Raw genomic sequence first — 26,294 nt, forward strand, 5'->3', positions numbered from 1 at the left:
AGAAACGCCCGGGCTTAGTCCCGGCCGTTTTCGTTTGGGCAATCTGAAGGAGCGCAGATCTCAGCGCGGCAACACGCTGCGCACGCGTTGCACCAACTGCATCATCGCCGGACTGTGCTTGACCGCGTGCTTGCCGCGGCCGATCGCCGACAGCGCCGCACCAGCAACCTGACCGCGCGGTGTCAGCGGGATGAAGCTGTCGAAGATCGGTTCGAGGTCCTTGCAGAACATCTTCTTGTAGTCATCCGAGCCGATGCCGAGGTCGATCCAGCGATAGCCGCAGGCGGCGTAGTGATCGATGATATGGCGCATCAGGATCAGGCCGGGGCTGTAGCGCGCCGCGTCCGACAGCGTGTAGGTGTTGAACATCATCGAGTAGCGGCTGCCGTCGGCGACGCCCGCATACATCGCGATCATCTCATCGTCGCATTCCAACGCGTGGATTTCGATCGCGCGGCCGCCGCCGCTCAGCTCCGTGGAGCAGGCCTGGCGGATGAAATCGGCGACGCCGGGTTCGGCGAACACGTTCGGCAGATTCTGCGCCGCCATTCGAACCGGCTTGATCCGGAAGAACGCCTCGAGCAGGCGGTCGACATCGGCTTGCGTGCGCGCCTGGGCATAGCGATAGCCAGGCAGTTCCTGCAGCTTGCGTTCCTTGCCCTTGAGCCGGCGGCGCATCGAGTTGCTGATCAAGTCGCTCGGGGCAGCGCCGGGCGGCAGCACCAGCACCGGGCAATCATTGACCGACGGCTGGTGGGGAAGTCGGCCCAACGGATTGGCGAGATCGTTCCAGCGCGCCGGCTGCTGCTCGAATGCGAGCAGATCGGCTCCGCCGATATCCCGCACCCGCCGGATCAGCTCGGCGATGTCGTCTTCGCCCGCGCTCGCCGCGAAATCACGCCGCCATAACGGCATGTTGAAGGTCGAATGTTTGCCGCCGAGGAATCCCGCCACGCGGACGCCGAATTTGCGTTCGAGACCCAGCGGCAACAGCAGCAGCGGCCGGCCCTCGACGTCTCGCGCAACCACGATGAACGGCTGTCGCCCCTCGGCGAGGCCGACATAGCGCTGCCAGGCACTAAGGAAATCGAACCGCTGATAGGGCGAACAATGCTGACCGGTCTGCTCGAGCGCGCGCCAGATTGGTTCGGCGGAGTCGATGTCGGGGATGATCTCGACGTCGGCGATCCGGCTCTGCGCGGCCGCCATGCGATCGGCGGTCCGGGCCTCGATCAGCTCGGCCATCATCGTCATCCGGCGATCCAATGAGAATAAACTAGGCGTGACTAGCGCAACGCTGCGGACCTTTACAAACAAATCTCAACAAAGCGTAATGATGACCCGCGAAATCGCCGCCGGTCCCGGCGCCGCAAAGGACTGAACCTTGTCGACGAACCGCTGGTGGACGGCAGCGCGGCTGCAGCTTGCTTATGCGAGCGGTGCTGTGCGCTTTTCGGAATGGAAGGGCGGCGGCTGCGGAGTGATCCTGCGGTTCGATCGGGTGCGTCCGGCGCGCCGCGACCGGTTTCAGCCGCTGCGCGCTCGCGAAATTACCCCGCAGTTTCTCGACCGCCTGTTGCGCGCGCTGAAGGGCTGGAATTGTCCGGTCATCTCGCCCGCCGAGGTTTGCGCCCGGATCGCTCAAGGCGGCTCACCGGGTCGGTTCGTCTGCCTGACCTTCGACGGCGGCTCGCGCGATATCACCACCTTCGCTTATCCGATCCTGGCACGGCACGCTGTACCGTTCGCGGTGTATCTGCCGACGGCGTTTCCGGACGGCATCGGCGAAGCTTGGTGGCTGGCGCTCGAGCAGGTAATCGCGCGCACCGAACGGATCGCGCTGCTGATCGACCACAACGAACGCCGGTTCGACACCGCGACGGTGGCCGACAAGGTGCAGGTGTTCCATTTCCTCGTCAGCTGGCTGCGCACCATGCCGCCCGCGGCACTCACTGCGGCGATCCAGGATCTATGCAAGCGCTATGCGGTCGATCTCGCGGCAGTCACACGTGAAGCTGTGATGGACTGGGACGAGATCGGGCGGCTTGCCATCGATCCGAAGGTGACGATCGGCAGCGCAACGGTGAACTATCCGGTGCTGGCCAATCTGCCGGACACGGCGGCACCAAAGGAAATCGCATTGGGCCGCGCGGTGCTGCAGACGGCGCTCGGCCGCGACGCCTCGCACTTCGCGTATCCGTTCGGTGAGCGCAACAGTTTTGGTCCGCAGCATGTCGCGATGGCCAAGGAGGCAGGGTTCGCCGGGGCGATGACGTCGATCCCCGGCGTGATCGGGGCAGGCCCGATCGATCCGCTGGCGCTGCCGCGGATCGCCTGGGATGGCCGGGAGCGCTCGCTGCGAGATCTGCGCGTGATCCTGTCCGGCCTGATGCCGGATGCGGCACGAGGAATCGGGCGGACCATCTAGCGCGCGAATTCATGGCGCTGGTGCGACGTCCTTGGCATGGTTCTGCAAGTAAGCGCGGAGCAGGGCGACTTCCTCTCCGTCGAGCGCGGTCAGCCGCTTCATGGCGTTGAGATGGCCGATCCAGGCGTCCGCCTTGGCACTACCCGGCGGCTTCAAAGCATGACACAGGGTGCAATTATCGTCCTCGATCCGCGCCGCGAGAGTCCATAGCGGCGCGCGCGAACTGATGAACCGGCCCGGCGCCGCGCCGACCAAGAGCCGCACCTGCGTCCATTGATCGCCAGTGTCGTCGTGCGTTGCGATTTGCAGCGTCTCGACTCGCGCGCGTGCTGGCTCGGTCAGCGTCGCGGCAAGGATGCGTTTGCCAAAGCGTTGATACAGGAGTTCGGGAGAGCCCTCGCGCTGCCAGCCGGTCAACTCAAGTGTCAATCGCTCATGATCGACGGCGCGGACCGTCACCGCGGTGCTGGCCGCGAGTTCGCCGGCGCTTTCGTCGGAATCGCCAAGCTGCAGGGGCACGGACCCGATCGCATACAATGTCACGCCTGGTGCCGCAGCCAGCTTGCCGGCGTCGACCTGCAGCGCCGCAAGCGCCTTGCGGTGACCGGCCGTGACGTCCGGCATCTTGTGGGCGATGCCCTTGTGGCAATCGATGCAGGTCTTGCCGGCCTTGCTGGCCTCCTGCATCGCGGTTGCCGCCTTCGCTGTCTGCTTGTGGAAGTCCATCGCGTCGAAGGCGTGACAATTGCGGCATTCGCGGCTGCCGTTGGCGCGCATCCGCTGCCATTCGTGACGCGCGAGTTCGTGGCGCTTGGCCTCGAACTTCTCGCGGGTGTCGATGCTGCCGATCGCCCAATGATACAGCTCCTTGGTGGCCGTCACCTTGCGGATCAGCATGTGACTCCAGTCGCGCGGAACGTGACAGTCGGAACAGATGGCGCGAACGCCGGTACGGTTGGTGTAGTGCGCGGTGGTCTTGTATTCTTGATACACGTTGTCGCGCATCACGTGGCACGACGTGCAGAACGCCAGGCTGTTGGTTGCGTGCATCGCGGTGTTGAGACCACCCCAGGCGACCGCGCCGCCAATGGCGGCCAGCACCAGGGCGAGCGCGAGCGGGCCGGGCCGCGCCAGTCGGCTCCAGATCGACGTCATGAGTTAGTTCCGTGGTGCCAGACTATCCGCGGCGTGCGGACGGCGTGTCAGCTCCGCCGTCCGCAATGCGCCTGGTTGGCCGAGATCAGTCGAACGGCTTCGGAGGAGTAGTCTTGTCGCTCGACGGCGGCAGGATCGGCAGCTTGAAGTTGGGCTGGTCGCCGGTCAGCGTCTTGAGGAAGGCGACGATCTTGGCGTTCTCCTCCGGCGTAAAGGTTTTGCCGAGCTGGATCCGTCCCATGGTCTCGACCGCGTCAGACAGCTTCTGCGCCGCGCCGTCGTGGAAATAGGGATAGGTCAGTTCGACGTTGCGCAGCGTCGGCACTTTGAAGTTGAAGCGATCGGCTTCCTCCTTGGTGACGGCGAAGCGGCCCTCGGCCGGATTGTCGGTCTTGTACGGCTCGACCACGCCCATCTTCTGGAAGGTGTTGCCACCGACCGCTGCGCCATTGTGGCATCCGGTGCAGCCGGAATCCTTGAACAGCTCGTAGCCGGCGCGCTCGGTCGGCGTCAGCGCCTTCTTGTCGCCCTGCAGCCATTTGTCGAACCGCGAGTTCGGCGTCACCAGCGTCTCTTCGAACGCGGCGATGGCCCGTGTTACCTCGTCGATGTCGACCGTGCTGTTCTGGCCGAACACAGATTTGAACTCGGTGACGTAGCCCGGGATCGATTTCAGCAGGTCGACCGCCAGCGCGTGGGTGAATGCCATCTCACCCGGGTTGGCGATCGGTCCGCCGGCTTGATCCTTCAAGGTCAGCGCGCGGCCGTCCCAGAACTGCGCCACATTGAGGCTGGCGTTGAGCACGGTCGGCGCGTTGATCGGCCCCTTCTGCCAGTTGTGGCCGATCGACGTCTTCAGATTGTCCGAGCCGCCCATCGACAGGTTGTGGCACGAGTTGCAGGAGATGAAGCCCGACTTCGACAGCCGCGGATCGAAGAACAGCTTCTTGCCGAGCTCGACCAGGTTCGGATCTTTCACCACGGCCGGCTTGATCGGAGAGATCGGCTCGTCGGTGGCGGCACGGGCGGGGAGCGACAACGAGACGGAGAGCGCAGTCGCCAAGAGCAACACTTGTGCGGTTTTCATGAGAACCCCCAGGGGCAGGATGGCATCGCAGGGGGGACCGACGGTCGCTCCGCGACGATGCGGAAGGGCCTCTAGAGTAATTCTTATTCGCAGCAATGATATTTGATGCGGGTCAATCGCAAGACAGCAGGATAACCTTCACAGACGACGCAAAGTCACTGCAGTAGAAGGCTTTTTGAGTTCGGCCGTGGCGCCTTGAGACGAAAGTCGATAGCGGTTCTCACAAGCAAAGGCGGTCCACAGCGTCGCTGCGAACCGCCCAAGCCGACTTAGTGGTTGATCAGTCTTCCAACAGGCTGCGCAGCATCCAGGCGGTCTTTTCGTGGACGTCGAGACGCTGGGTCAAAAGGTCGGCCGTCGGCTGGTCATTGGCGTCTTCGACCAGCGGGAACAGCTCGCGTGCGGTGCGCGCGGTGGCTTCCTGCGCGGTCACCAGGTGCCGCACCATCTCCATCGCCTTGGGCTGGCCTTCGACTTCGGCGATCGAGGCGAGCTTGACGAACTCCTTGTAGGTGCCGGGCGCCGGGAAGCCGAGGGCGCGGATCCGCTCCGCGATCTGGTCGAGCGCGGTCCACTGCTCGGTGTACTGCGTCATGAACATCGCATGCAGGGTGTTGAACATCGGCCCGGTGACGTTCCAATGGAAATTGTGCGTCATCAGATACAGCGTGTAGGAGTCGGCGAGCAGCCGGGACAGGCCGTCGGCGATCTTCTCGCGCTTGTCTTCCGGGATACCGATGTTGATCTTGGCAGGCTTGGTCATGTCCGGTCCTTTGCAGCGTGCCGGCACGGATGCCGGCGGTCGTAGATGAGTACCGCTTCGGCAACATTGCACCGCCGACGTCGCTCAAGGTGCTGATCGTAAGCCGGCTGCGGCGTCCGTCGCGGAACGTTGCCATCCTGCCGCGGTACGCAACTACTAATCATTGTCATCGATCAATTTTCAGGCGCCTCGCATTTACAGGGCCTGTAAACAAAAGGCTTTGACCGAGAGGCATTCGCAATTGCAATTAGTAGACCGATGGAATTCATCGGGGGCGACTAATGATTGCGCGTACTTCTAGGGGGCGTGGCCGTTGCGGCCGAATTTGCGGATTTGACGGGCCACAGGCGGCAGCGATGGCGATACTGGTCGCCGCCGCGCTGGCGACGCCGGTGGCGGCCGCGGAGGAACTGCCGGGCTGGCTGTCCTATACGGCCGCCCCATCCGCAAGGGTTGTGGTACCGGCGCTGGAGCGGGGGGCTGCCGCCAAGGCCGACCATGACGATGTCGATACCGAGCACATCTTCGGCTTCAGCATGGGTTCGGACATCGGGAAGAAGGGCGAGATCGAACTCGAGATCGAGAACGTCGGCCGGTTTGGGCGGCGGTTCGGCTCCTACACCGGCGTCGGCGTGCTATCGCAGTTCAAGTTCACGCTGACCGACAATTTCCGCGTCGCCCCCGGCGTCAGCTTCGCCTCGACCCAGATCAGCGGCGTGCCCGGCATGATCGACAATCGGCGCAACGCCATCGCCGGCGCGTCGATGGAATTCCGCTACAAAGTGCTCGATCGCGACGAGATGCCGTTCGGGTTGACGCTGCATGCGGCGCCGGGTTGGAACCGGGTCGACGAACTCACCGGTTTCGACGCGCAGATCTACGGCACCGAATTCGCCGCGCTGATGGACAAGGAGCTGATCCGCGGCACGTTGTTCGCCGCGTTCAATCTCTGGTACTCCGGCGGCGCCTCGCGCGATCTCGCCAACACCTGGTCGCACGATTCCGAATTCGCCGTGCAGGGCGCGCTATCCTACAAGCTCAATCCGACGCTGATCGTCGGCGTCGAGGCACGCTACGTGCGGGCCTATGAAGGCCTCGGGCTCGACCGGTTCTCCGGCGATGCGGTCTATGTCGGCCCGACATTCTCGGCGCATCTGACCGAGAAGATCGGCCTGTCGGGCACCTGGAGTACGCAGGTTGCGGGTCAGGCCTGCAACGATCCGCGCCATCTCGATCTCGACGACTTCGAGCGCCACCAGGCGATGCTGCGGTTCAACTATCTGTTCTGAACCGAGCTTCTCATCTCTGAAACAACAACCCCGCCACCGTGGTCCCGGTGGCGGCGTTTCTGTTTTGAATTGCGTCAGATCGCTTATTCGGTCGGATCGGGACGCGACATCCAGGTGACCAGCGGCATCGCCGGCAGCACCCAGCCGAGGCCGGCGACCACGTAGTACACGGCCTGCAGCCATTTCGAGTCTGCGATCACCGGCGCCTGCGCGAACGCCATCGCGGTCAGCGACCACACGATCGCCAGCAGCAGCAGGCCGACGGTTCCAATCAATTTCCGGGTTCGAATATTCATGCCTCGCTCACACGCCGTTGATGCGTTCTCGCAACGCCTTGCGCGTAAGAACGGCCGGACTATAGAGTGCGGAAAAATCCGTTCAAGGGATGCTTTATGACCATCGCCGCGGCGCCGCCATCGTCCCGAGTTCGCGCTGTACGGATTTGGCTGGCCCTGGTGGCGACCCTGATCGCCATGATGGTCCTGGTCGGCGGCGCGACGCGGCTGACGGAATCCGGGCTGTCGATCGTCGAATGGAAGCCGGTCACCGGCACGCTGCCGCCGCTCACCGATGCGCAGTGGCACGCCGCGTTCGAGGGCTACAAGCAGATCCCGCAATATCGCGAACTGAACGCCGGCATGACGCTCGATCAGTTCAAGACGATCTTCTGGTGGGAGTGGAGCCACCGGCTGCTCGGCCGGGTCATCGGCATCGTCTATTTGCTGCCGTTCCTCTGGTTCCTGTGGCGCGGGGCAATCGGTCCGCAGTGGAAGCGCGCGCTGTGGATCATCTTCGCGCTCGGCGCGCTGCAGGGCGCGGTCGGCTGGTGGATGGTCGCGTCCGGCCTGTCGCAGCGAACCGAAGTGTCGCAGGTGCGGCTCGCCACGCATCTGTCGCTGGCGCTGATCATCTATGCAGCGATCGTCTGGACGTTGCGCCGGCTGTCGGACCGGGCGCGCGCGGCCGCGCCGACGCGGCTGAAGGCGACCGCACTGCTGCTGCTCGGGCTGACCTTCGTGCAGCTTTACGCGGGCGCGCTGGTCGCCGGCCTGCGCGCCGGGCGGGTGTACAACACCTGGCCGACGATCGACGGCGCGCTGATCCCGGACGCGGCGCGGCTGTGGTTCGAAAGCCCGTGGTGGAAGAACCTATTCGACAATCATCTCACCGTGCAGTTCGATCACCGCATGCTGGCCTATGCGCTGTGGACGCTGGCGGCGTTGCACATGATTGACGCGCTGCGCACGCGGGCAGGGGCCGCGGCACGTGGCGCGGTACTGCTGTTCCTGGCGCTGACAGCCCAGGGCGCGCTCGGCATCTTCACCGTGCTGTACGCCGCGCCGATCGACCTCGCTCTGGCGCATCAGGCAATGGCACTGGTGGTGCTGACGCTGGCCGTGCTGCACGCTGAACGGCTGACAGCGACGAGCGGCCATCAAACCTCGCTTGATCGCGGTGCTGCCGAGCGACTTCCATCCAAGCCAGCCCTATCGGCATAGTCGCGGCGGCCGACTACGACCTGGCGGACCTGCCCGTTCGCGCAGGCTTTCGTGCGCTGGTCCGGCGCGACGATGCGAATTCAGCAGCAATCCGGCTGCGCGCCGTTTTGGTGACCACGCCCAGCAGCAGCAGGCGCGTTGCCAGATGCATCTCCTGGGCGAAGCGCTTCCGGCTCCAGTTCACGGCGAGCCAAGCTTCCGTGGTTGAGGCCATCGCGCGCAGCAGCACCTCGGTGAAGGCTTCATCGTCGATGACGCGCTGGATCTCGCCGGCATCCACCGCAGTGCGCACCATCGCGCACCACAATTGCTGCCCTTCGGCGAGCATCATCCCGCGGAGCTCGACGGCGTGCTCGCCCTGCATCGCGGCGTAGAGACCGCGATAGAACGCAGGCTCTGCGCAATAGTGCTTCACCACGAGATCAATCGCCGCCTCGAGCTGCGCAAGCGGCGATCCTGGGGGCCGGGTGGCGAGGCGGGTTTCGAACGCGGCGAACTCGTCCCGAACGACCAGCCGCAACAAGTCGGCCTTCGTCCCGACCAGATTGTAGGGCGTCGCCGGGCTCACGCCCGCGCGCTTGGCGAGCTGGATCATTGAAAACCCGGCACCGCCGGATTCGCGGATCAGGGCGTGCGCGGCTGTGACCAGCCCGCGCCGCCGCGATTCCAGGGTGCTCGTCGATAGCGTCATCTCAGGCCGTGTCTGCGGGGATGTTCTCGTAATAGGGGATCAACACGTCGTTGCTGCCTTCCTGAACCTGACCGAGCATCGCCACCGTCACAGGATGCACCACGTCGGCATCCGTCATCACCTCGATAAACGCCGGGCCGCCACTGGCGAAGGCGCGCTCCAGCGCCGGCGCGAGGTCGGCAAAGCGGGTCACACGCTCGGCGTGGCAGCCGAAGGCCTGGGCGATGTTGGCAAAATGCGTCCCGCCCAGCTTCGAGATCACATGATAGTTGCTGCCGAACATGATTTGCTGCCCGTGGATCGACATTCCCCAGACTTCATTGTTGAGGACCACGGTAACGATCGGCAAGCGGTGCCGGACCATGGTGTCGAGTTCCTGCAGGTGGAATCCGAACGCGCCGTCGCCGGTCAGGTGGATCACCCGACGGTCTGGAGCTGCGAGCTGGGCGCCGATCGCAAATCCTGGTCCGATCCCCAGGCAGCCGAGATAGCCGTGACTGATCACCGCCCCCGGCCGATCGACCACCGCTGCCGCAGCGCCCCATGATGCGGATTCCCCGCCATCGAACACATACATCGCCCCCGGCCCAGCGGCTTCGGCGACTGCACGAGCCGCGTGGTACGGATGAATGCCTTGCGCGGTCTCATGATCGGGAAACATCGTGGCAAACAGCCCGGTTGCCGAGACCGCCTTCGCCCGCCACCCTTCCAACTCGTTGAACTGGACATCTTTCAGAGCTGCGTCGAGCGCGCGCGTTGCCTCGGTGCAGTCCGCCAGGATGGCCAGATCGACGTCGCGGATCCGGCCCATCTCGGCCGCATCGCCGTGGATCTGCACCAGGGTTGCGCCGTGCGGCACCAGAACGCCTGAACGTCCGCCGAGCAGCAGGCCGAGCTTGCCGCCCAGCAGGATGACCAGATCCGGCCGATCGATCCCCAGCATCGGCAACAAGGCGAGGTTGCCGGCCGCACCGCCATTGCAGGGGTGGCCCGGCGGCAGGATGCCGGCCGCCAGCGACTTGGTGAACACCGGCAGCGGCACTTTGGCGCACAGCGCTCGCAACGCCTCCGCGGTTTCGTGATTGGCTGCGCCATTGCCCGCGATCAAGACAGGGCATTTGGCCGCCTTCAGCAGCTCAACTAATCGCGCAACCTCAGCCGGGGCAGGCGCGGGGCGCGGATTGACGCCGACGCCGGCCGGTGGAGTGGCGCGCGCAGCGGAGACGCTCATGTGCAGCACGTCGATCGGCACTTCGAGCAGCACGGCGCCCCGCGGCAACGTCATCGCCTTACGGATCGCCATCGCTGTGAGATCGGCGATCCGCTCCGTGCTGGGGATCGAGAACGCCCACTTCACCGCCGGCCGCGCAATCGCGACCTGATCGATGCCGCCTTGCAGCGGATTGGTTTCGATCTCGCGCAGCGGCGGCGCTCCGACGATGAACAGCACCGGTGAGCCATCGAGCTGCGCGTTGGTCATCGCCGAGAGTGCGTTGGTGAATCCGGGCCCGGCCGTGACGATGCAGACTCCGAGCTTGCCGGTGGCACGCGCATAAGCGTCTGCAGCGTGGCCCGCCGAGGATTCGTGACGGAAATCGATCAGGGCGATGTCTTCCTCGATGCACCCCTTGAGCAGCGCTTCGAGATGTCCGCCGTGCAGCGCAAACGCTTGGCTGACACCAGTTGCCTTCAGCGTCTTCGCCAGCAATTGCCCGCCGACCAGGCGATCGTGTTCTGCCATCTCATTCCTCCCTGTTGCGGCGTTTGCCGCGGTGTTATTATAGTGACCTATAATTATAAACATCGACCCGGGAGGACAAGAGGATGAATGAGCGCACGCGCTTTGGTGGAAAAGTCGCGGTGATCACAGGCGGAGCATCCGGCATCGGCGCTGCGACCGCACGGCTGCTTCACGCGGAAGGCGCAAGCCTGGTGATCGGCGATCTCGACGTAGCGGCGGGCAATGCCCTGGTGGCTGAACTCGGGGCCGAGCGCACACGGTTCATCACCACCGACGTGTCCGATTTCGGATCGGTGCAAGCGCTGATCGACGGTGCGGTAGCGGCCTTCGGGCGGCTCGATGTGCTGATCAACAACGCCGGGATCGGCAGCCTGTCATCGATTGCTGCACTGCCGGTCGAAGACTGGAAGAAGGTCCTTGCGATTAATCTCGACGGCGTGTTCTTCGGCTGCAAAGCGGCGTTGCCGGTGATGGTCGCGCAGCGGGCAGGGGCGATCGTCAACACCGCCTCGGCTTCGGGCCTCGCCGGCGACTTCGGATTCGCGGCCTACAACGCTGCGAAGGCCGGCGTGATCAATTTCACCCGCACCGCAGCAATCGATCATGCGCGTGATGGAATAAGGGTCAATGCTGTGTGCCCTGGTCCGGTCGACACCCCGATCCTCGCAGGCGTTCAGGGTATCCCGGGTCTGCGCGCCGATTGGGAAGATCGGGTGCCGATCGGCCGGTTCGCGAGCCCAGCAGAGATCGCGCAAGTCATCGCCTTCCTTGCCTCCGATGCCGCGTCCTATGTCACCGGCGTTGCTATGCCGGTCGATGGCGGACTGACCGCGCACACTGGGCAACCCAATCTGCCGCGCGTCCTGAATGCTCTGGCGGGACCTGCGCAATGAAGGCTGTCGTCAGGCGTGCCGGCCAGCTGGTCGACACAGACATCGCCGAAGTCACACCGGGCGAGGGCCAGGTGCTGGTGAAGACGCTGGTTTGCGGGATCTGCGGATCGGATCTTCACGCGCTTCATCATCTCGATCACATGATTGCACTCACCCGCCGCGCCGGCGGACGCCCCAGCCTCGACCCATCCCAGGACGTCGTGTTCGGCCATGAGTTCTGCGCCGAAGTGATCGACCACGGTCCTGGCTGCAACAAAACCCTTGCTCCGGGCACCAAGGTGGTTTCGGTGCCGGCCGCATTCGGCCCGGCGGGCAGCGAACTCGTCGGCTACTCGAACCGCTTTCCCGGCGGCTTTGCCGAACGAATGGTGTTGCAGGAGGCGCTGCTGCTCGAAGTGCCGAATGGACTTGATGACGCGCGCGCTGCGCTCACCGAGCCGATGGCGGTCGGCGCGCATGCGGTCGCCAGTGCTCCGCTGACACCGCGCAGCGTGGCCTTGGTGATCGGCTGCGGGCCGGTCGGTCTGTCGGTGATCGCGGCGCTCAAGGCGCGGGGGATTGGTCCGGTCATCGCCAGCGATTTCTCTCCGCACCGCCGCGCCGCTGCGGTGGCACTCGGCGCCGACGTGGTGATTGATCCCGGCGAGCATTCGCCGCACGATCGCTGGGAGGCTCTCGATGTTCCAGCCACTTTGGCGAGCTTCAGCGCCGCGACGCTGCAGGGACGCACGATCCGCGATGCCGTGGTGTTCGAATGCGTGGGCGTGCCGGGCATGCTGCAGCAGCTGATCGAGAAATCCCCGCCGACGGCGACCATCATCGTGGTCGGCGTCTGCATGGAAAGCGATACGATCGAGCCGTCGCTGGCGATCAACAAACAGCTGTCGTTGCGGTTTGTGTTCGGCTACAGCCCCGCCGAATTCGCCGCCACGCTGCACGCGATCGCGGAGGGACACTGCGACGTCTCTCCCCTGATCTCGGGGACGGTCGGACGCGGGGGCGTGGCTGCTGCCTTCTCGACGCTGTCAAAGGCCGACGCCTGCATCAAGCTTCTGGTCGATCCCGGCCAGGCTTAGTCCCGGGGGAGCCTTGGTCAGTCCGTTCTTCGAGTGGATCTGCGTCACGATCCTCGGGGCCGCCAAGTCGTGGTGGCCCCCGGCGACCTCGATCGCGGCAACGAGTGCCGTCATCAAGTGTCGCTATCGCCGCTTCTCGGCCCACGCGCTGATTGCGGGCGACAGGAACGCCAGCGGCCAGATGAATTTCGGCCAGTGCGGTTCGACCAGACAGACCAACGTCGCAAAGGTGAACAGTACGAACGAAAATGCCGGCGTCGCCAGCTTCAGCCAGTCGCCCCGCGGCGCGACCGCAAGTGCCCAGAGCGCGGTGTTGAACAGCGCGATCAGCCACAGGTTGAAGCTGTACAGCGTGGTGACGTTGGGCGAGTCGTAGTTGTTGCCGTAAAGGCCGCAGGTCACCGGCAGCAGGATGATCGACAACAGGAAGAACAGATTGCCGATCACCTCGCTGCGGCCGGCGTGTGTGGCGTAGGCCAGCCGCTGCTGGTGGCTGTACCAAAACATCCCGGCGACGATGAAGCTGAGCAGCAGCGTCGAGACGAAGGCACCGTAGACGTGCCAGATCTCGTGCCACTGCGGATCGCCGCCGGCGAACTTCTCGCGCGGCGCCTGGTAGGCGAGCAGCGTCATCGCGACGCCGAACACGGTGTTGCTGAGCGCTTCCAGCCGCCGCAGTTCGAAATGACCGCTGCTCATCGCCGCCTCCTCGACGACGCTGCTCCAGTGTTTCCCGGTCAGCCGCCGAGTGCCTGGTCGAGGTCGGCGATCAGGTCGTCCTTGTCCTCAATGCCGATCGACACCCGCACCATGTTGGGCGCGGCACCAGCCGCGGTCTTCTGGGCGTCGTCGAGCTGGCTGTGGGTGGTCGAGGCCGGGTGGATGATCAGCGACCGGGTGTCGCCGACATTGGCCAGATGCGAGAACAGCTTCAGATTAGCGACGAGATCGACGCCGGCCTGATAGCCGCCCTTGAGGCTGAAGGTGAACACCGCCCCGGCGCCCTTCGGCGCGTATTTGCGGGCGAGGGCGGCGTATTTGCTGGAGGCGAGGCCGGAGTAGTTGACCTCATCGACCGCCTTGTGGGTCGAGAGAAATTCGGCGATCGCCTTGGCGTTTTCGCAGTGCTTCTGCATGCGCAGCGGCAGCGTCTCGATCCCGGTCAGCAGCATGAAGGCGTTGAACGGCGACAGCGCCGGGCCGAGATCGCGCAGGCCGAGCACGCGGCAGGCGATCGCGAACGAGAAATTGCCGAACGTCTCCTGGATCTTCAGGCCGTGATATTCGGGACGTGGCTCGCTCAGCATCGGATACTTGCCGTCCTTCGACCAGTCGAAGGTGCCGGCATCGACGATGATGCCGCCGAGCGAGTTGCCATGGCCGCCGAGGAATTTGGTCAGCGAATGCACCACGATGTCGGCGCCATGGTCGATCGGGCGGATCAAATAGGGCGTCGCCAGCGTATTGTCGACGATCAGCGGCACGCCGGCATTGCGCGCGACTTCAGCAACCGCCTCGATGTCGGTGATGCTGCCGCCCGGATTGGCGATCGACTCGATGAAGATCGCCTTGGTCTTCGGCGACACTGCACGCTGGAAGCTGGCGACATTGTCGGTATCGGCCCACACCACGTTCCAGCCGAAGCTCTTGAAGGCGTGGGTGAACTGATTGATCGACCCGCCATAGAGTTTTCGCGCGGCGATAAATTCGTCGCCGGGCTGCATCAACTGCTGCAGCGCGACGAGCTGCGCGGCGTGGCCCGACGCCGTGGCGAGTGCGGCGGTGCCGCCTTCCAGCGCGGCGACGCGCTCTTCGAGCACCGACGTCGTCGGGTTGGTGATGCGGGTGTAGATGTTGCCGAACGCCTGCAGGCCGAACAGCGAGGCGGCGTGGTCGGCATCGTTGAACACGTAAGACGTGGTCTGATAGATCGGCGTCGCGCGCGCACCGGTGGTGGGATCGGGCTGGGCGCCGGCATGGACCGCGAGCGTCGCGAATCCCGGGTTGCGTTCGGTCATGGTCGATCCCTCCGTACTCTGGCTGATGGTTGAGCTATCTGATCGGAACCCCGGATCAGGTCAAGCGCGGGCGGGGCAGCCGCGCTGCGGCGTTCAGCCCGCCTCGTTGCGGCTCTTCACGGCGCGGTCGGACGCGGCGGTATTGGCGCCGGCGACACTCTGACGATCGAGCGACAGCCGCATTCCCTTGACCGGAATCGGCGCGCGCTTAGCGCTGAGGGTGCGCGAATTCACCCCCATCCAGGAAATCTCCGACGACAACCGGCCGTATTCGATCTTCGGGCAGCGATCCATCACCACCTTGAGGCCGGCAGCCTCGGCCTTTGCGGCGGCTTCGTCGTTGCGCACCCCAATCTGCATCCAGATCACTTTCGGCAGCGGCGACAGCGACAGCACCTCGTCGACGACCGGCATCACATGCGCGGAGCCGCGAAACACGTCGACCATATCGAGCGGCCGGTCGATCTCCTTCAGCGACGCCACGAACGGCTTGCCGAGCAGGCTCTTGCCGACCTGTCCGGGATTGATCGGAATGACGTCGTAGCCGCGCTCGGTGAGATATTTGAACACGAAGTAGCTCGGCCGCACGTTGAGCGGCGATGCCCCGACCATCGCAATTGTCTTCACACCATTCAGGATCGCGCGGATGTAGCTGTCGGGGTAGCTGTCGTGGTTCATCTTACAAGTCCGTCATTGCGAGGAGCGAAGCGACGAAGCAATCCAGCTTCCGGTGCTTGGCCCTGGATTGCTTCGCTTCGCTCGCAATGACGGGGCATGGTCGAAAGAGCTAATCAACGATCCTTCCATTCCGGCGGGCGCTTTTCCAGGAAGGCGCAAATGCCTTCTTCGGCGTCGGCGGCCATCATGTTCTCGGCCATCACCTGCGAGGCGTAGTGATAGGCGTCGGCGAGGTTGAGCTCGGCCTGGCGGTAGAACGCTTCCTTGCCGATCTTGATGGTATGGGCCGACTTGCCGGCGATCTGCTCCGCGAGCGCCACGGCCGCGGCGCGCTCGTTGCCGTGCGGCACCACGCGATTGATCAGGCCGATCTGGCGCGCTTCGTCGGCGCCGACCGGTTCGCCGGTCAGCAACATGTGCATCGCGTTCTTGCGCGGCACGTTGCGGGACAGCGCCACCATCGGGGTGGAGCAGAACAGTCCGATATCGACGCCGGGCGTCGCGAAGGTCGCCTGCTCGGACGCGATCGCGAGATCGCAGCTCGCGACCAACTGACAGCCCGCCGCGGTGGCGACGCCTTGCACCGCCGCGATCACCGGCTTGGGCAGCTTGACGATCGCCTGCATCATCGCGCTGCAGGCGGTCATGATCCGGGTGAAGCTGGCGCGCCCGCGATCGGCGTCGTTGCGATGCGCGGTCAGCTCCTTGAGGTCGTGGCCGGCGCAGAACGCGGGTCCATTGGCGGCGATCACCACGACACGCACGCCGTCATCGCGGCCGATCAGATCCAGCGCCGCGTGCAGATCGTCGATCATCTCCAGCGACAGGCTGTTGCGCGCCGCCGGTCGGTTCAACGTCAGCACTGCAACACCGCCATCGACGGTCTCGCGCAACAGAATCGGTGAAGGCTGGGTCGCAGCGAAAGCAGGCAACACGGTCATGGCGATGTCCGGGAACAAAATGAAGCGCTGGGAACGAGCGTCACCTTATTGTAACAAGCCGAACGAAGCGAGAGCAGGGGCGGGAACGACATGACACATGCGAGGATGGGCGTAGCTGAACTCGAAGAATTTCTGCAGCGCGAGTTCCCGCAGGCGTTCAGCCACGGTGACATTTCGATCGAGACCGCCGATGGTCGCACATCTCTGTTACGGCAGCGCTACAGCGACCGGATGCTGCGCCCCGGCGGCACCGTTTCGGGGCCGACCCTGATGGCCTTGGCGGATTTCGCCATGTACGTTGTGCTGCTGTCGGCGATCGGTCCCGTCGCGCTCGCCGTCACCACCAATCTCAACATCAACTTCCTGCGGAAGGGCCAGCCCGGCCAGGACGTCGTGGCGGTCGCCAAGCTGTTGAAGCTCGGCCGGCGGCTGGCGGTCGGGGAGGTGACGCTGCTGTCCGGCACCTCGCCGGATCCGATCGCCCATGTGACGTCGACCTATTCCATTCCAGTCGCTTGATGTTTTAGAAGGTATTATTGCACCGTATTTGTAACCATCTGGTTTGACAGGCGAAATTCAGACCCAGAGGGATTGACGCGCAAGCGGTGCTTCTCTACAAGCGCCCGCAGTCCGGTGCTTCGTGCACCGAATTCCCCCTGTCATGGATCATTCTCATGAAGACGTTTTCGGCCAAGCCCGCCGAAGTCACGAAGAAGTGGGTCATTATTGACGCCACCGGTCTCGTGGTCGGCCGGCTCGCCACGCTGGTCGCGATGCGCCTGCGCGGCAAGCACCTCCCGACCTACACCCCGCACGTCGACTGCGGCGACAATGTCATCATCATCAACGCCTCGAAGGTGGTGCTGACCGGTCGCAAGCGCGACAACAAGGTTTACTACCATCACACCGGCTTCATCGGCGGCATCAAGGAGCGCTCTGCGAAGGCGATCCTCGAAGGTCGTTTCCCGGAGCGCGTGGTTGAGAAGGCGATCGAGCGCATGATCCCGCGCGGTCCGCTCGGCCGTGTCCAGATGGGCAACCTGCGCGTCTATCCCGGCGCCGAACACCCGCACGAAGCTCAGCAGCCCGAGAAGCTCGACATCGGTGCGATGAACCGCAAGAACATGAGGGCCGCATAAGATGTCCGAGACCATGCAGTCTCTCGACCAGCTCGCCGCGCTGAAGACCACCGTCGCTGCCGCGGACGCGCCGACCTACACCAAGAAGGTCGACAAGTTCGGTCGCGCCTACGCCACCGGCAAGCGCAAGGACGCGGTCGCTCGCGTCTGGATCAAGCCGGGCGCCGGCAAGATCACCGTCAACAGCCGTGAGGTCGAAACCTACTTCGCCCGTCCGGTGCTGCGCATGATGATCCAGCAGCCGCTGGTCGCCGCGGCCCGTGCCGGCCAGTACGACGTGATCTGCACCGTCGCTGGCGGCGGTCTGTCCGGCCAGGCCGGTGCGGTTCGTCACGGCATCTCCAAGGCGCTCACCAATTTCGAACCGGAGCTGCGCAGCGTGCTGAAGAAGGGCGGCTTCCTGACCCGCGACAGCCGCGTCGTCGAGCGTAAGAAGTACGGCAAGGCCAAGGCCCGCCGCTCCTTCCAGTTCTCGAAGCGCTAATCTTTCCCGGTCTCATCGGTCGATCCAAAGGGCGCCCCGCGGGGCGCCCTTTTTTATTGCCGTTTGGAATGGTGCAAGCGGCCGGGGCCAAGCTTACCGGCGACCGCGGCTTTGCACGCAAATTGTCGGCAATTTCCAGCGAGTTATCGGACAAATCGGACCTGTCGAACAAACGCGATTTCAATTCACCCGGAGTCAAATCGCCTGCATGAGGGGATCAGCGCCGCGCCCGCGGTGTTGAAATGCCATCACCGGAAGCCATCACCGAGTACCCATCATGTCGCTCGATATCTCGACACTGTTCCTTGTTGCGACTCTGATCTGCGCGATGCTCGGTGTGATGCTGCACTATTTCGGCCGCCAGGAGAAAATCATCGCCCTGAACTGGTGGGGAAACGCCTACCTGCTCGGAGCCATCACGGTGGCGCTGTGGACCATCCTCACGCCGGTGTTCGGCGAGGTGATCACGCTGGCGATGGCCAGCCTCGGCTTTATCGCCTGCGGCATGATGTGGAACGCGGCCCGGGTGTTCCATGGCCTGAAGCCGAACTGGCCGGGGCTGTTCCTCGGCGCGCTTGCCTGGCTTGCCGCCGTCACCAGCCTACCGCCCGAACAGGACGCGCTGCGGATGACGATCGGCGCCGCGATCGTCGCCGCCTATGCCGGTCTGACCGCCAGCCAGCTCGCCGCCGAACGTCGCAAAGCGATGCATCGGCGCTGGCCGACGATGGTGGTGCCGCTGCTGCATGGCGCCGTACTGATGCTGCCGATCGTGCTGGCTGATCTGTGGCCGTCGCCGCATTCCGGCTTTGCCGGCAACGTCTGGGTGGTGCTGTTTGCGGTTGAACTGGTGCTGTACGCGATCGGCACCGTGTTCGTGATCTTTATGCTGGTATCCGAGCGTTCGGTCAGCTTGCACAAGACCGCCGCGGCGCTGGACCCGCTGACCGGCATGCTCAACCGTCGCGGCTTCTCCGAAGCGTGCGCCCGGATGATCGAGCGCGAAGCGATAGCCGGCCGGCCGGTGTCGGCGCTGATCTTCGACATCGACCACTTCAAGTCGATCAACGACCGGTTCGGTCACCCGGCCGGCGACGAAGTGCTGAAGCTGTTTGCTGCCATCGTTACCAATTCGCTACGGATTTCGGATCTGTCGGGCCGGATCGGCGGCGAGGAGTTCGCCGCGCTGCTGCCGTGCCCGATCGACGAGGCGGTCACCGCGGCCGACCGCGTCCGCGAGGCGTTCCAGAATTGCGGTATCGAGGTCGACGATGCGCCGGTGGCGACCACGGTGTCGATCGGCGTCGCCGGCGGGCCGGCCGGTGTCGAACTCGAGGTGCTGCTCGCCGCGGCCGACACCGCGCTTTATCAAGCCAAGCGCGGCGGCCGAAACCGCGTGGTCGCGACCGTGGAGCAGCCGGTATCGCTCGAGGAGAGCCGGCGCAAGGCTGCGCAGGCACGCGAGCATCAGGTTGTCGCAAGAGGCGGCGAGGTCGGGCAGGCGGTGGCCTAAGCCGCCGCTTCCGACCGCTTCAATTGCGTCGCCCGGTGCGATAAGACGCTCGTCCCATCACGGACGAGGCGAACGCGCATGATCACCGAAATCGCACAGATCGACGTCAAACCCGGCAGCGAGGCCGACTTCGAAGCCGCGGTCGCCAAGGCGCGCGAGGCGTTCGGCCGCTCCAAAGGGTTCTGCGGCTTCGAGCTGCACAAGTCGATCGAGAAGCCGCAGCGCTACCGCCTGATGGTGAAGTGGCAGACGCTGGAGAACCACACCGTGGACTTCCGCGGCTCGGAGAACTTCACCGAGTGGCGCGGCCTGGTCGGCGGCTTCTTCGCCGCGCCGCCGGATGTCGAGCATACCGAGACAGTGCTTACGTCTCAGGCGTAATCGCCAGCGGTGCGGCGCCGGCCGGAGCGATCAGCTCGGCCGGTTCCTCGCCGCGCAGATGGTCGAGCACGACCCGGCCGATGGCCATCAGCGGCAACGCCAGCGCCAGCCCCCACAGCCCGAACACGATGCCGAGCAGGATCTGCATCGCGAACAGCGTGGCCGGCGGGATGTCGATCGCCTGACGCTGGATCAACGGCGTCAGGATGTAGCTTTCAAGCGCGTGGACTCCGAGGAACAGCACGAAGGCGCTGACCACGGCGATCCAGCCGGAGCCGATCGCGGCGAGCACGATGATCAGCCCGCCCAGTATCGCGCCCACGGTCGGGATGAAGGCGAGCAGGCCGGCCTGGATGCCGAGGATGAACGCTCCAGGAATGCCGATCAGCGACAGACCGGTCGCGGTCACGGCGAACACCGCCATCATGGTGATCAGCTGTGCCAGCAGCCAGCGCTTCAACATCTCGCCGGTGTCGGTGACGATGACGTCGGCTTGCGCCCGATAGCGCCGCGGCACCATCCGCACCAATCCGTTGCGATACACCGACGGCTGCGCCGCGAAGGCCAGCCCGAGAAACATCACGATGAAGAAGTTGCCGACGGCACCGATGGTACCGAGGATCAGCTTCAGGGTCTGGCTGACGATCGCGCCGCCGCCGGAAGCGATCTCGCCGGCGCTCGGCAGGTTGCGTGGCTGAACGGGTGTCGTGGTTTCGGGATGCGCTGCGCTCGGCGTGGTGTTGAGCTCAAGGAAGCCGGTGTCGACGCCATTGCGCTCAAGGAACGCCTTCACGTTGACGATCTGAGTCTTGATCGTGCCGGACAGCGCCTTGGCCTGCTGGCTGATGGTGTTGCCGCCGAGAAATGCCACGCCGATCGTGAGGCTGGTCAGCACCAGGCAGATCAGCGCCAGCCGCAGGCCATGTGGCCCGCCGACCAGCTTACCCGTGAGCTCGGTCAGCGCATTGAGGAAGACGCCGAACAGCACGCCGGCAAAGATCAGGAATAACGTGCCGGCGAACTGCCACGAAGCATAGAGCAGCGCCGCGAACGACACGGTTGCAATGCCCCCGAGGGCGATCGCCCAAGCGAGATCTGTGCGGGACGGAGTGCGATCGAGAAGGGGGGCGGTCACAGGCGGTCCTTTCACTCTGCGGCGCAGTGTTCCGCGAATCGGCGTGCGGGGGCAAGCGTGCGATGAAGAGCGTTGGGCGGGGCCGTTGGCGGACCGAAAAAGCCTTAACCATCAATCGATCAAGTTTGACTGGTCCCATTTTCGCCGTGTTCGCTGTGCGATATGGTCCCAACCGATGCCGGAATGGGCGTGCATCGGTCGTGGCTGGGGAAGCGCCGAGTTGGGCGCGGGCTGCGGGAATGGTATTCGGGGACTCATGGGGATTCGCGAGCGAGATTCCAAAGGCCGTGCCGCGCGTGTCGTGGTCGCTGCGGGTGCCTGTCTTGTCCTTGCCAATTGTGCCCAGAACGGCCAATTCAGCCGGCTTGATCCGAAATACGGCGTGTCGTCGAGCCCGCGCGTGGTCGCCTTTGGCGAGCCCGTGCCGAAGGGCGGCGGCACCTATCGGGTCGGCAAGCCTTACGTCGTTGCCGGCCGCACCTACGTTCCTGAAGAGAATCCGCATTACCGTGCCGAAGGCTTGGCCTCCTGGTACGGCGATGACTTCCATGGCCGGCTGACGGCCAACGGCGAAGTGTTCGACATGGCGTCGCTGTCGGCGGCGCATCCGACCCTGCCGATCCCGAGCTACGCCCGGGTGACCAATATGGCCAACGGCCGGTCGCTGATCGTGCGCATCAACGACCGCGGACCCTACCACGGCAATCGGCTCATTGACGTTTCGAACAAAGCCGCCGAACTGCTTGAATTCAAACACAGAGGCACCGCGAAGGTGCGGGTCGAATATGTCGGCCGGGCACCGCTCGAAGGCTCCGACGACCGGCAGTTGATCGCGACGCTGCGTCAGGGCGAACCGGCCCCGGCGCCCACCGGCGTCCGCATCGCGTCGGCCAAGCCTTTCGTGCCGGATTTCGGCAGCGCGAGCGCCAGCAGTGGCGGCGGCCGCATCCACGGCAACATTCCGCTACCGGAAGGGCGGCCATACTCGCTCGGCAACACCTCGATGGACGTCGCCTCAGTCGGCGCCACCACCGAAGTCTCGGCCTCGCGCAGCAGCCGCTCGAACCGGCAGGCGCTGGCACCGAACCCGCGCGCGGTCTCCTACAACGTCGGCTCCGAAGAAGCCGATGCAGAGCCAGCGAGCGCCCCGGTCCGCCGCAACGACGAGATCGGCAACCTGCTGTCGGCCCGCGGCCTGTATTGAGCGGCGAGATCCAGCCGCTCCAATCGTCTCAGTAGTTCTCCTTCAGAAACGCGATCAGCGCCGCATTCACTTCGGCGGGCTTTTCCTGCTGGATCCAATGTCCGGCGCCGTCGATGATCAGCTTCTGTTTCAGATTGGGGAGCACCCGCTCGATCGCGGCGAGATGCTTGCCGCTCATCTTGTCGGAAATCACCGGGTCGTTGCTGCCGGCAATGAACGCGGCGGGCTGGCGAATCTGAGCGCCTTGCCAGGGCGCGGTCAGCTCCCAGTTGCGATCGATATTGCGGTACCAGTTGAGGCCACCGCGGAAGCCGCTCTCTTTATATTTCTCGGTGAAGAAGGCGAGTTCTGCCTCGGTCAGCCAGCTCGGCAGCGGCAACGTGGCGGCTGACCGGCCGACGAAGCCGCGGCCTTCCGGCACGAACAGTGAGCGCGCCGGGTCGGCGAAGCCGCCGCACAGCATGCCCCGCATTGTTCCCGCGACATCGCGTTCGAACTCGGCCTCGGCGACACCAGGTTTCTGGAAATACTGCCAATAGAAATTGGTGATGCCGGCGGCGCGCAAGAGGTCCAGCGGCCGGCCCTTGCCGCGCCACGGCGGCGGCACGCTGAGGCCCGCGACCGCCGCGAACAGATCCGGCCTAAACTGCGCCGCGTGCCAGGCAACCGGTGCGCCCCAATCATGGCCGATGATCGCGGCGCGAGTTTCGCCCAGTTCGGCCACCAACGCCACCATGTCGCCCACCAGATCGAAGATGCTGTAGGCTTCGACCGCTTGGGGAGCCGAGGAACGGCCGAAGCCGCGCATGTCCGGCGCCACCGCGTGATAGCCCGCGTCCGCGAGCGCGCCGATCTGGTGCCGCCACGAATACGACAGTTCCGGCCAGCCGTGGCACAGGACCACCAACGGACCTTCACCCTGTTCACGCAGGAACAGCTCGATGCCATTGACGGTGACAGTGCGTGTGGAAGCCATGGTGTATCCGCCCTGATTGTTATTGAGTTTGTGTGGAAGCGAGCTTGCGCTCACGGTAGGATTGATCGTCCGTCACCACAATCGAAAACGGCCGCGCCGGTTGCACGGCCGGCGGTCGTAACGTTGCCCTGGAATCCCGTCGATGGCCGTCCTGACTTCGCTGCTTTCTCCGCGCTCGTCCCTTTGGCGCGGCCTGTTGGCGGGCCTGATCGCCGTGGCGATCGGGGCAGGGCCGGTGAACGCCGCCAATCAGAGCGTGCAGGGCGCCAAGAAGGACGATTCCGGTTTCGAGGCTCAGGCGCCGAGCGCCATCCTGGTCGATGCCGAAAGCGGCAGTGTGCTGTTCGAGAAGAACGCCGACGAATTGCGCGCACCGTCCAGCATGATGAAGCTGATGACGGTCGAAACCGTGTTTCATCTGCTGAAGGCCGGCGAACTCCAGCTCACTCAGGAATACCGAGTGAGCGAGAATGCGTGGCGCAACGGCGGCGCGCCGGCCGGCGGCTCGACGATGTTCGCCGAGATCCACAGCATCATCTCGGTCGACAATCTGCTGCACGGCGCGATCATTCAGAGCGGCAACGACTCCTGCATGGTGCTGGCCGAGGGCATCGCCGGCAGCGAAGCGGCATTCGTCGAGCAGATGACCAAGCGGGCGCGCGAGATCGGGCTGACGCAATCGACCTTCGCCAACTCCACCGGGCTGCCGAACCCCGACAACAAGATGAGCGTGCGCGAACTGGCGAAGCTCGCCCGCCACATCATTCTGACCTATCCCGAATACTACCCGCTGTTCGGTGAGAAGGAGTTCACCTGGAACAAGATCCGCCAAACCAATCGTAATCCGCTGCTGAGCGCGATGCCGGGCGCCGACGGCTTCAAGACCGGCTACACCAAGGAGGGCGGCTACGGCATGGTCGGCTCGGCGGTGCAGAACGGGATGCGGCTGATCGTGGTGGTGAACGGTCTCGAGGATGCCGACGACCGTGCCAGCGAAGCCAAGAAGCTGCTGGAATGGGGCTTCCGCAATTTCGAGTCGCGGTCGCTGTTCGCTAATGACGCGACGATCGGTTACGCGCGGGTGTTCGGCGGCGAGAAGCGCTACGTCCCGCTGACGCCGGCCGAGCCGGTCCGCGTGATGGTGCGCAAGAACGGCAGCGACAAGCTGATCGCCCGGATCGTGTATCAGGGGCCGGTGCCGGCTCCGGTCGAGTCCGGGCAACGGGTCGGAATGGTCCGGGTGTGGCGAGGCCCCAATCTGGCAGTCGAGGTGCCGCTGAAGGCGGCCGAGGCCGATCCGGTCGGCTCAACCATGCGGCGCGCGCTCGACGGCGCCAGCGAGCTGGCGATCGGCCTGGTGCGGGCCGGCATGGCAAAGCTCTGACCATGGTTCAAAAGAAGCCGACAAATCGTTCATTGCGCGGGCGCTTCATCACCTTTGAAGGCGGCGAGGGCGCCGGCAAGTCGACCCAAATCAGGCTGCTGGCGAAGCGGTTGGAGAAGGCTCGACTGCGCACGCTGGTGACCCGCGAACCCGGCGGCTCGCCCGGTGCGGAGGCGATCCGCAGCGCGCTGCTGGCCGGGATCGGCAAGCTGATCGGCGGTGCCGATGCCGAGGCGCTGCTGTTTGCCGCCGCCCGCGACGACCATGTTCGCACCCTGATCGAGCCGGCGCTGGCGCGCGGCGAATGGGTGCTGTGCGACCGCTTCTACGATTCAACCCGGGCGTATCAGGGCAAGCTCGGCGCCGTCAGCCTGGATCTGCTCAACGCGCTGCAGCAGGTGACGATCGGCGACATGAAGCCGGACCTCACCGTGATCCTCGATATTCCGGTGGAGATCGGGCTGGCGCGCGCCGCGGTGCGCCGCGGCAGCGAGACGCCGGACCGGTTCGAGTCCGAGGCGATCGATTTCCACCGTGGCCTGCGCGAGGTATTTCGCCAGATCGCCGCGCAGGAGCCGGAGCGCTGCGTGCTGATCGATGCCAACGCCGAGCCGGAGGAGGTCGCCGACCGGATTTGGCAGGCGGTACGCCTACGTCTGCTGGAGCCAGCCCGCAGCGGGGCGAAATCGGCATGAGTGCCCGCAAGGCCGCCTCGAAGGCAGCGGCGCCGGAAAACACCGTCCGGCATCCGCGCGAGACCACGGAGCTGTACGGTCACGCCGCCGCTGAGCAGGCGCTGCTCGACGCTTATCGCGGCGGGCGGATTGCCCATGCCTGGCTGATCGGCGGCGCACAGGGAATCGGCAAGGCGACGCTGGCGTACCGGATGGCGCGGTTCGTGCTGACGCATCGCGAGCCGCAATCGGACGCGGTGCAGAGCGCAGCCTCGTTGGCGATCGATCCCGATCACCCGGTGGCGCGCCATATCGCGGCCGAGGCCCATGGCGGGCTGCTGACGCTGGAGCGTTCGGTCAACGACAAAGGCGTGCTGCGCAACGTCATCACTGTCGATGAATCGCGCGAGACGATTTCGTTCTTCGGCGCCACCGCGGCGATCGACGGCTGGCGGGTGTGCATCGTCGACACCGTTGACGACCTGAATGCCAATTCGGCGAACGCGCTGCTCAAGGTGATCGAGGAGCCGCCGCAGCGCTCGCTGTTCCTGCTGCTGTCGAATGCGCCGGCGCGCGTGCTGCCGACGATCCAATCGCGATGCCGCAAGCTGATGCTGCGCCCGCTCGGGACCGCTGACGTGATCGCCGCAGCGGCGGATGCGGCCGGTCTCGAGCGCGATGATCCGCAGCTCGGCGAAGCGGCCGCGGCATCCGAAGGCAGCGTCGCGCGCGCGCTGATGCTGATGGGCGGCGGCGCGTTGTCGCTGCAGCAGACCACGACCGCGCTGCTCGACAGCCTGCCGAATGTCGATCCCCGCGCGCTGCACGCGCTTGGCGATGCGATCGGCGGGACCGATCGCGCGACTCTGCAGGCGTTTGTCGATGGCGTCGACCGCTGGGTCGCGGCGCGGCTGCGCACGCCCGATCCGAACGCGGAACTGCCGCGCCTTGCACGGCTGGCGGAGGTATGGGAAAAGATCGGCCGCGCCGCACGCGACACCGAAGCCTACAATCTCGAGCGGAAACCGCTGGTATTTTCGGTGTTCGGGCTTCTCGCGGAGGCGGTGCGCTGACGCCGATCCGGCGATCGATCGCCCGGCATGGTCAGCGCCGCCGCGCTCAACCGATCCAGATTTGAAAGGCGT

27 protein-coding genes are annotated in these 26,294 nt (G+C 65.0%); 14 read left to right on the top strand and 13 right to left on the bottom strand.

The features are described from left to right. Positions 1–60 precede the first annotated feature (60 nt). Positions 61–1,254 (bottom strand): GNAT family N-acetyltransferase, encoded by a 1,194-nt coding sequence (locus VRZ08_RS01200; protein ID WP_414531324.1) that lies wholly within the window; start codon positions 1,252–1,254, stop codon positions 61–63. A 130-nt stretch (positions 1,255–1,384) separates the two neighbouring features. On the opposite strand from VRZ08_RS01200, the gene VRZ08_RS01205 reads away from it, so the two are divergent. Beyond that, positions 1,385–2,428 (top strand): polysaccharide deacetylase family protein, encoded by a 1,044-nt coding sequence (locus tag VRZ08_RS01205; protein WP_414531325.1) that lies wholly within the window; start codon positions 1,385–1,387, stop codon positions 2,426–2,428. A gap of 9 nt (positions 2,429–2,437) precedes the next feature. Here VRZ08_RS01205 and VRZ08_RS01210 read toward each other — a convergent pair whose 3' ends face one another. From VRZ08_RS01210 to VRZ08_RS01220, 3 genes are all read right to left on the bottom strand, one after another. Next, on the bottom strand, positions 2,438–3,583 hold the full coding sequence (locus VRZ08_RS01210; protein ID WP_414531326.1) for a NapC/NirT family cytochrome c: 1,146 nt from the start codon (positions 3,581–3,583) through the stop codon (positions 2,438–2,440). A gap of 85 nt (positions 3,584–3,668) precedes the next feature. Continuing rightward, positions 3,669–4,670 carry a cytochrome-c peroxidase gene (locus VRZ08_RS01215; RefSeq protein ID WP_263988556.1) on the bottom strand — a complete coding sequence of 334 codons (1,002 nt, stop codon included), beginning with the start codon at positions 4,668–4,670 and terminating at the stop codon, positions 3,669–3,671. 280 nt (positions 4,671–4,950) lie between these two features. After that, positions 4,951–5,433: a Dps family protein gene (locus tag VRZ08_RS01220; protein ID WP_011158306.1), complete on the bottom strand. Its 483-nt coding sequence runs from the start codon at positions 5,431–5,433 to the stop codon at positions 4,951–4,953. Positions 5,434–5,789: 356 nt separating this feature from the next. On the opposite strand from VRZ08_RS01220, the gene VRZ08_RS01225 reads away from it, so the two are divergent. Beyond that, a complete protein-coding gene (locus VRZ08_RS01225; protein WP_346294680.1) occupies positions 5,790–6,722 on the top strand; it encodes a transporter in 933 nt (310 codons plus the stop codon). Positions 6,723–6,805: 83 nt separating this feature from the next. On the opposite strand, the gene VRZ08_RS01230 is transcribed toward VRZ08_RS01225, so the two are convergent. Continuing rightward, the gene (locus VRZ08_RS01230; protein WP_107355786.1) at positions 6,806–7,018 is read right to left on the bottom strand and encodes a DUF2842 domain-containing protein; all 213 of its coding nucleotides are present in this window, start codon (positions 7,016–7,018) and stop codon (positions 6,806–6,808) included. Between the two features lie 96 nt (positions 7,019–7,114). Between VRZ08_RS01230 and VRZ08_RS01235 the strand changes: the two genes are divergently transcribed. Beyond that, entirely contained in the window at positions 7,115–8,221 is a 1,107-nt protein-coding gene (locus VRZ08_RS01235) for a COX15/CtaA family protein (RefSeq protein WP_346294681.1), read from the top strand. Between the two features lie 13 nt (positions 8,222–8,234). Here the strand turns inward: VRZ08_RS01235 and VRZ08_RS01240 are convergent, their stop codons facing one another. Then, positions 8,235–8,912: a TetR/AcrR family transcriptional regulator gene (locus tag VRZ08_RS01240; RefSeq protein ID WP_414531327.1), complete on the bottom strand. Its 678-nt coding sequence runs from the start codon at positions 8,910–8,912 to the stop codon at positions 8,235–8,237. 1 nt (position 8,913) lies between these two features. Beyond that, positions 8,914–10,653: a thiamine pyrophosphate-binding protein gene (locus VRZ08_RS01245; protein WP_414531328.1), complete on the bottom strand. Its 1,740-nt coding sequence runs from the start codon at positions 10,651–10,653 to the stop codon at positions 8,914–8,916. 83 nt (positions 10,654–10,736) lie between these two features. Between VRZ08_RS01245 and VRZ08_RS01250 the strand changes: the two genes are divergently transcribed. After that, a complete protein-coding gene (locus tag VRZ08_RS01250) occupies positions 10,737–11,546 on the top strand; it encodes an SDR family NAD(P)-dependent oxidoreductase (protein ID WP_414531329.1) in 810 nt (269 codons plus the stop codon). Beyond that, entirely contained in the window at positions 11,543–12,622 is a 1,080-nt protein-coding gene (locus VRZ08_RS01255; RefSeq protein ID WP_414531330.1) for a zinc-binding dehydrogenase, read from the top strand. Before VRZ08_RS01250 ends, VRZ08_RS01255 begins: the two co-directional genes overlap by 4 nt. Before the next feature lie 123 nt (positions 12,623–12,745). Here the strand turns inward: VRZ08_RS01255 and VRZ08_RS01260 are convergent, their stop codons facing one another. From VRZ08_RS01260 to VRZ08_RS01275, 4 genes are all read right to left on the bottom strand, one after another. Beyond that, positions 12,746–13,321 carry a TMEM175 family protein gene (locus VRZ08_RS01260; RefSeq protein WP_346294686.1) on the bottom strand — a complete coding sequence of 192 codons (576 nt, stop codon included), beginning with the start codon at positions 13,319–13,321 and terminating at the stop codon, positions 12,746–12,748. A 38-nt stretch (positions 13,322–13,359) separates the two neighbouring features. Further along, positions 13,360–14,640, bottom strand: a complete 1,281-nt coding sequence (locus VRZ08_RS01265) for an O-acetylhomoserine aminocarboxypropyltransferase (protein ID WP_414531331.1) — start codon at positions 14,638–14,640, stop codon at positions 13,360–13,362. A gap of 93 nt (positions 14,641–14,733) precedes the next feature. Beyond that, complete coding sequence (locus tag VRZ08_RS01270; protein WP_414531332.1) at positions 14,734–15,318, bottom strand: CoA-binding protein; 585 nt, start codon at positions 15,316–15,318, stop codon at positions 14,734–14,736. Positions 15,319–15,431: 113 nt separating this feature from the next. Further along, positions 15,432–16,259 (bottom strand): enoyl-CoA hydratase, encoded by an 828-nt coding sequence (locus tag VRZ08_RS01275; RefSeq protein ID WP_414531333.1) that lies wholly within the window; start codon positions 16,257–16,259, stop codon positions 15,432–15,434. 90 nt (positions 16,260–16,349) lie between these two features. Here VRZ08_RS01275 and VRZ08_RS01280 point away from each other — a divergent pair, with 90 nt between their 5' ends. From VRZ08_RS01280 to VRZ08_RS01300, 5 genes are all read left to right on the top strand, one after another. Next, positions 16,350–16,778, top strand: coding sequence for a PaaI family thioesterase (locus VRZ08_RS01280; RefSeq protein WP_107344690.1), 429 nt, complete (start codon positions 16,350–16,352; stop codon positions 16,776–16,778). Positions 16,779–16,933: 155 nt separating this feature from the next. Further along, positions 16,934–17,398, top strand: a complete 465-nt coding sequence (gene rplM, locus VRZ08_RS01285; protein ID WP_011158318.1) for a 50S ribosomal protein L13 — start codon at positions 16,934–16,936, stop codon at positions 17,396–17,398. 1 nt (position 17,399) lies between these two features. Continuing rightward, on the top strand, positions 17,400–17,882 hold the full coding sequence (rpsI, locus tag VRZ08_RS01290; RefSeq protein ID WP_107344691.1) for a 30S ribosomal protein S9: 483 nt from the start codon (positions 17,400–17,402) through the stop codon (positions 17,880–17,882). 277 nt (positions 17,883–18,159) lie between these two features. Then, positions 18,160–19,395 (top strand): GGDEF domain-containing protein, encoded by a 1,236-nt coding sequence (locus tag VRZ08_RS01295; RefSeq protein ID WP_414531334.1) that lies wholly within the window; start codon positions 18,160–18,162, stop codon positions 19,393–19,395. Between the two features lie 78 nt (positions 19,396–19,473). Continuing rightward, positions 19,474–19,776: an antibiotic biosynthesis monooxygenase family protein gene (locus tag VRZ08_RS01300; RefSeq protein WP_011158321.1), complete on the top strand. Its 303-nt coding sequence runs from the start codon at positions 19,474–19,476 to the stop codon at positions 19,774–19,776. Here VRZ08_RS01300 and VRZ08_RS01305 read toward each other — a convergent pair. Further along, on the bottom strand, positions 19,760–20,911 hold the full coding sequence (locus tag VRZ08_RS01305) for an AI-2E family transporter (RefSeq protein WP_107344694.1): 1,152 nt from the start codon (positions 20,909–20,911) through the stop codon (positions 19,760–19,762). The genes VRZ08_RS01300 and VRZ08_RS01305 overlap by 17 nt on opposite strands. Before the next feature lie 256 nt (positions 20,912–21,167). Between VRZ08_RS01305 and VRZ08_RS01310 the strand changes: the two genes are divergently transcribed. Continuing rightward, positions 21,168–22,115 (top strand): septal ring lytic transglycosylase RlpA family protein, encoded by a 948-nt coding sequence (locus tag VRZ08_RS01310; RefSeq protein WP_107355775.1) that lies wholly within the window; start codon positions 21,168–21,170, stop codon positions 22,113–22,115. A gap of 28 nt (positions 22,116–22,143) precedes the next feature. Here VRZ08_RS01310 and VRZ08_RS01315 read toward each other — a convergent pair whose 3' ends face one another. Beyond that, positions 22,144–23,091, bottom strand: coding sequence for an alpha/beta fold hydrolase (locus tag VRZ08_RS01315; RefSeq protein WP_414531335.1), 948 nt, complete (start codon positions 23,089–23,091; stop codon positions 22,144–22,146). Between the two features lie 142 nt (positions 23,092–23,233). Here VRZ08_RS01315 and VRZ08_RS01320 point away from each other — a divergent pair, with 142 nt between their 5' ends. Genes VRZ08_RS01320 through VRZ08_RS01330 form a run of 3 tightly spaced genes read left to right on the top strand, consistent with a single transcriptional unit; the run spans position 23,234 to position 26,222 of the window. Next, positions 23,234–24,475 carry a D-alanyl-D-alanine carboxypeptidase family protein gene (locus VRZ08_RS01320; RefSeq protein ID WP_414531336.1) on the top strand — a complete coding sequence of 414 codons (1,242 nt, stop codon included), beginning with the start codon at positions 23,234–23,236 and terminating at the stop codon, positions 24,473–24,475. 2 nt (positions 24,476–24,477) lie between these two features. Continuing rightward, complete coding sequence (gene tmk / locus VRZ08_RS01325; protein WP_107355772.1) at positions 24,478–25,170, top strand: dTMP kinase; 693 nt, start codon at positions 24,478–24,480, stop codon at positions 25,168–25,170. Next, on the top strand, positions 25,167–26,222 hold the full coding sequence (locus VRZ08_RS01330; protein WP_414531337.1) for a DNA polymerase III subunit delta': 1,056 nt from the start codon (positions 25,167–25,169) through the stop codon (positions 26,220–26,222). Before tmk ends, VRZ08_RS01330 begins: the two co-directional genes overlap by 4 nt. Positions 26,223–26,294: the final 72 nt, after the last annotated feature.

This window comes from Rhodopseudomonas sp. G2_2311, assembly GCF_047501505.1.
Classification (GTDB): Bacteria; Pseudomonadota; Alphaproteobacteria; order Rhizobiales; family Xanthobacteraceae; genus Rhodopseudomonas; species Rhodopseudomonas palustris_H.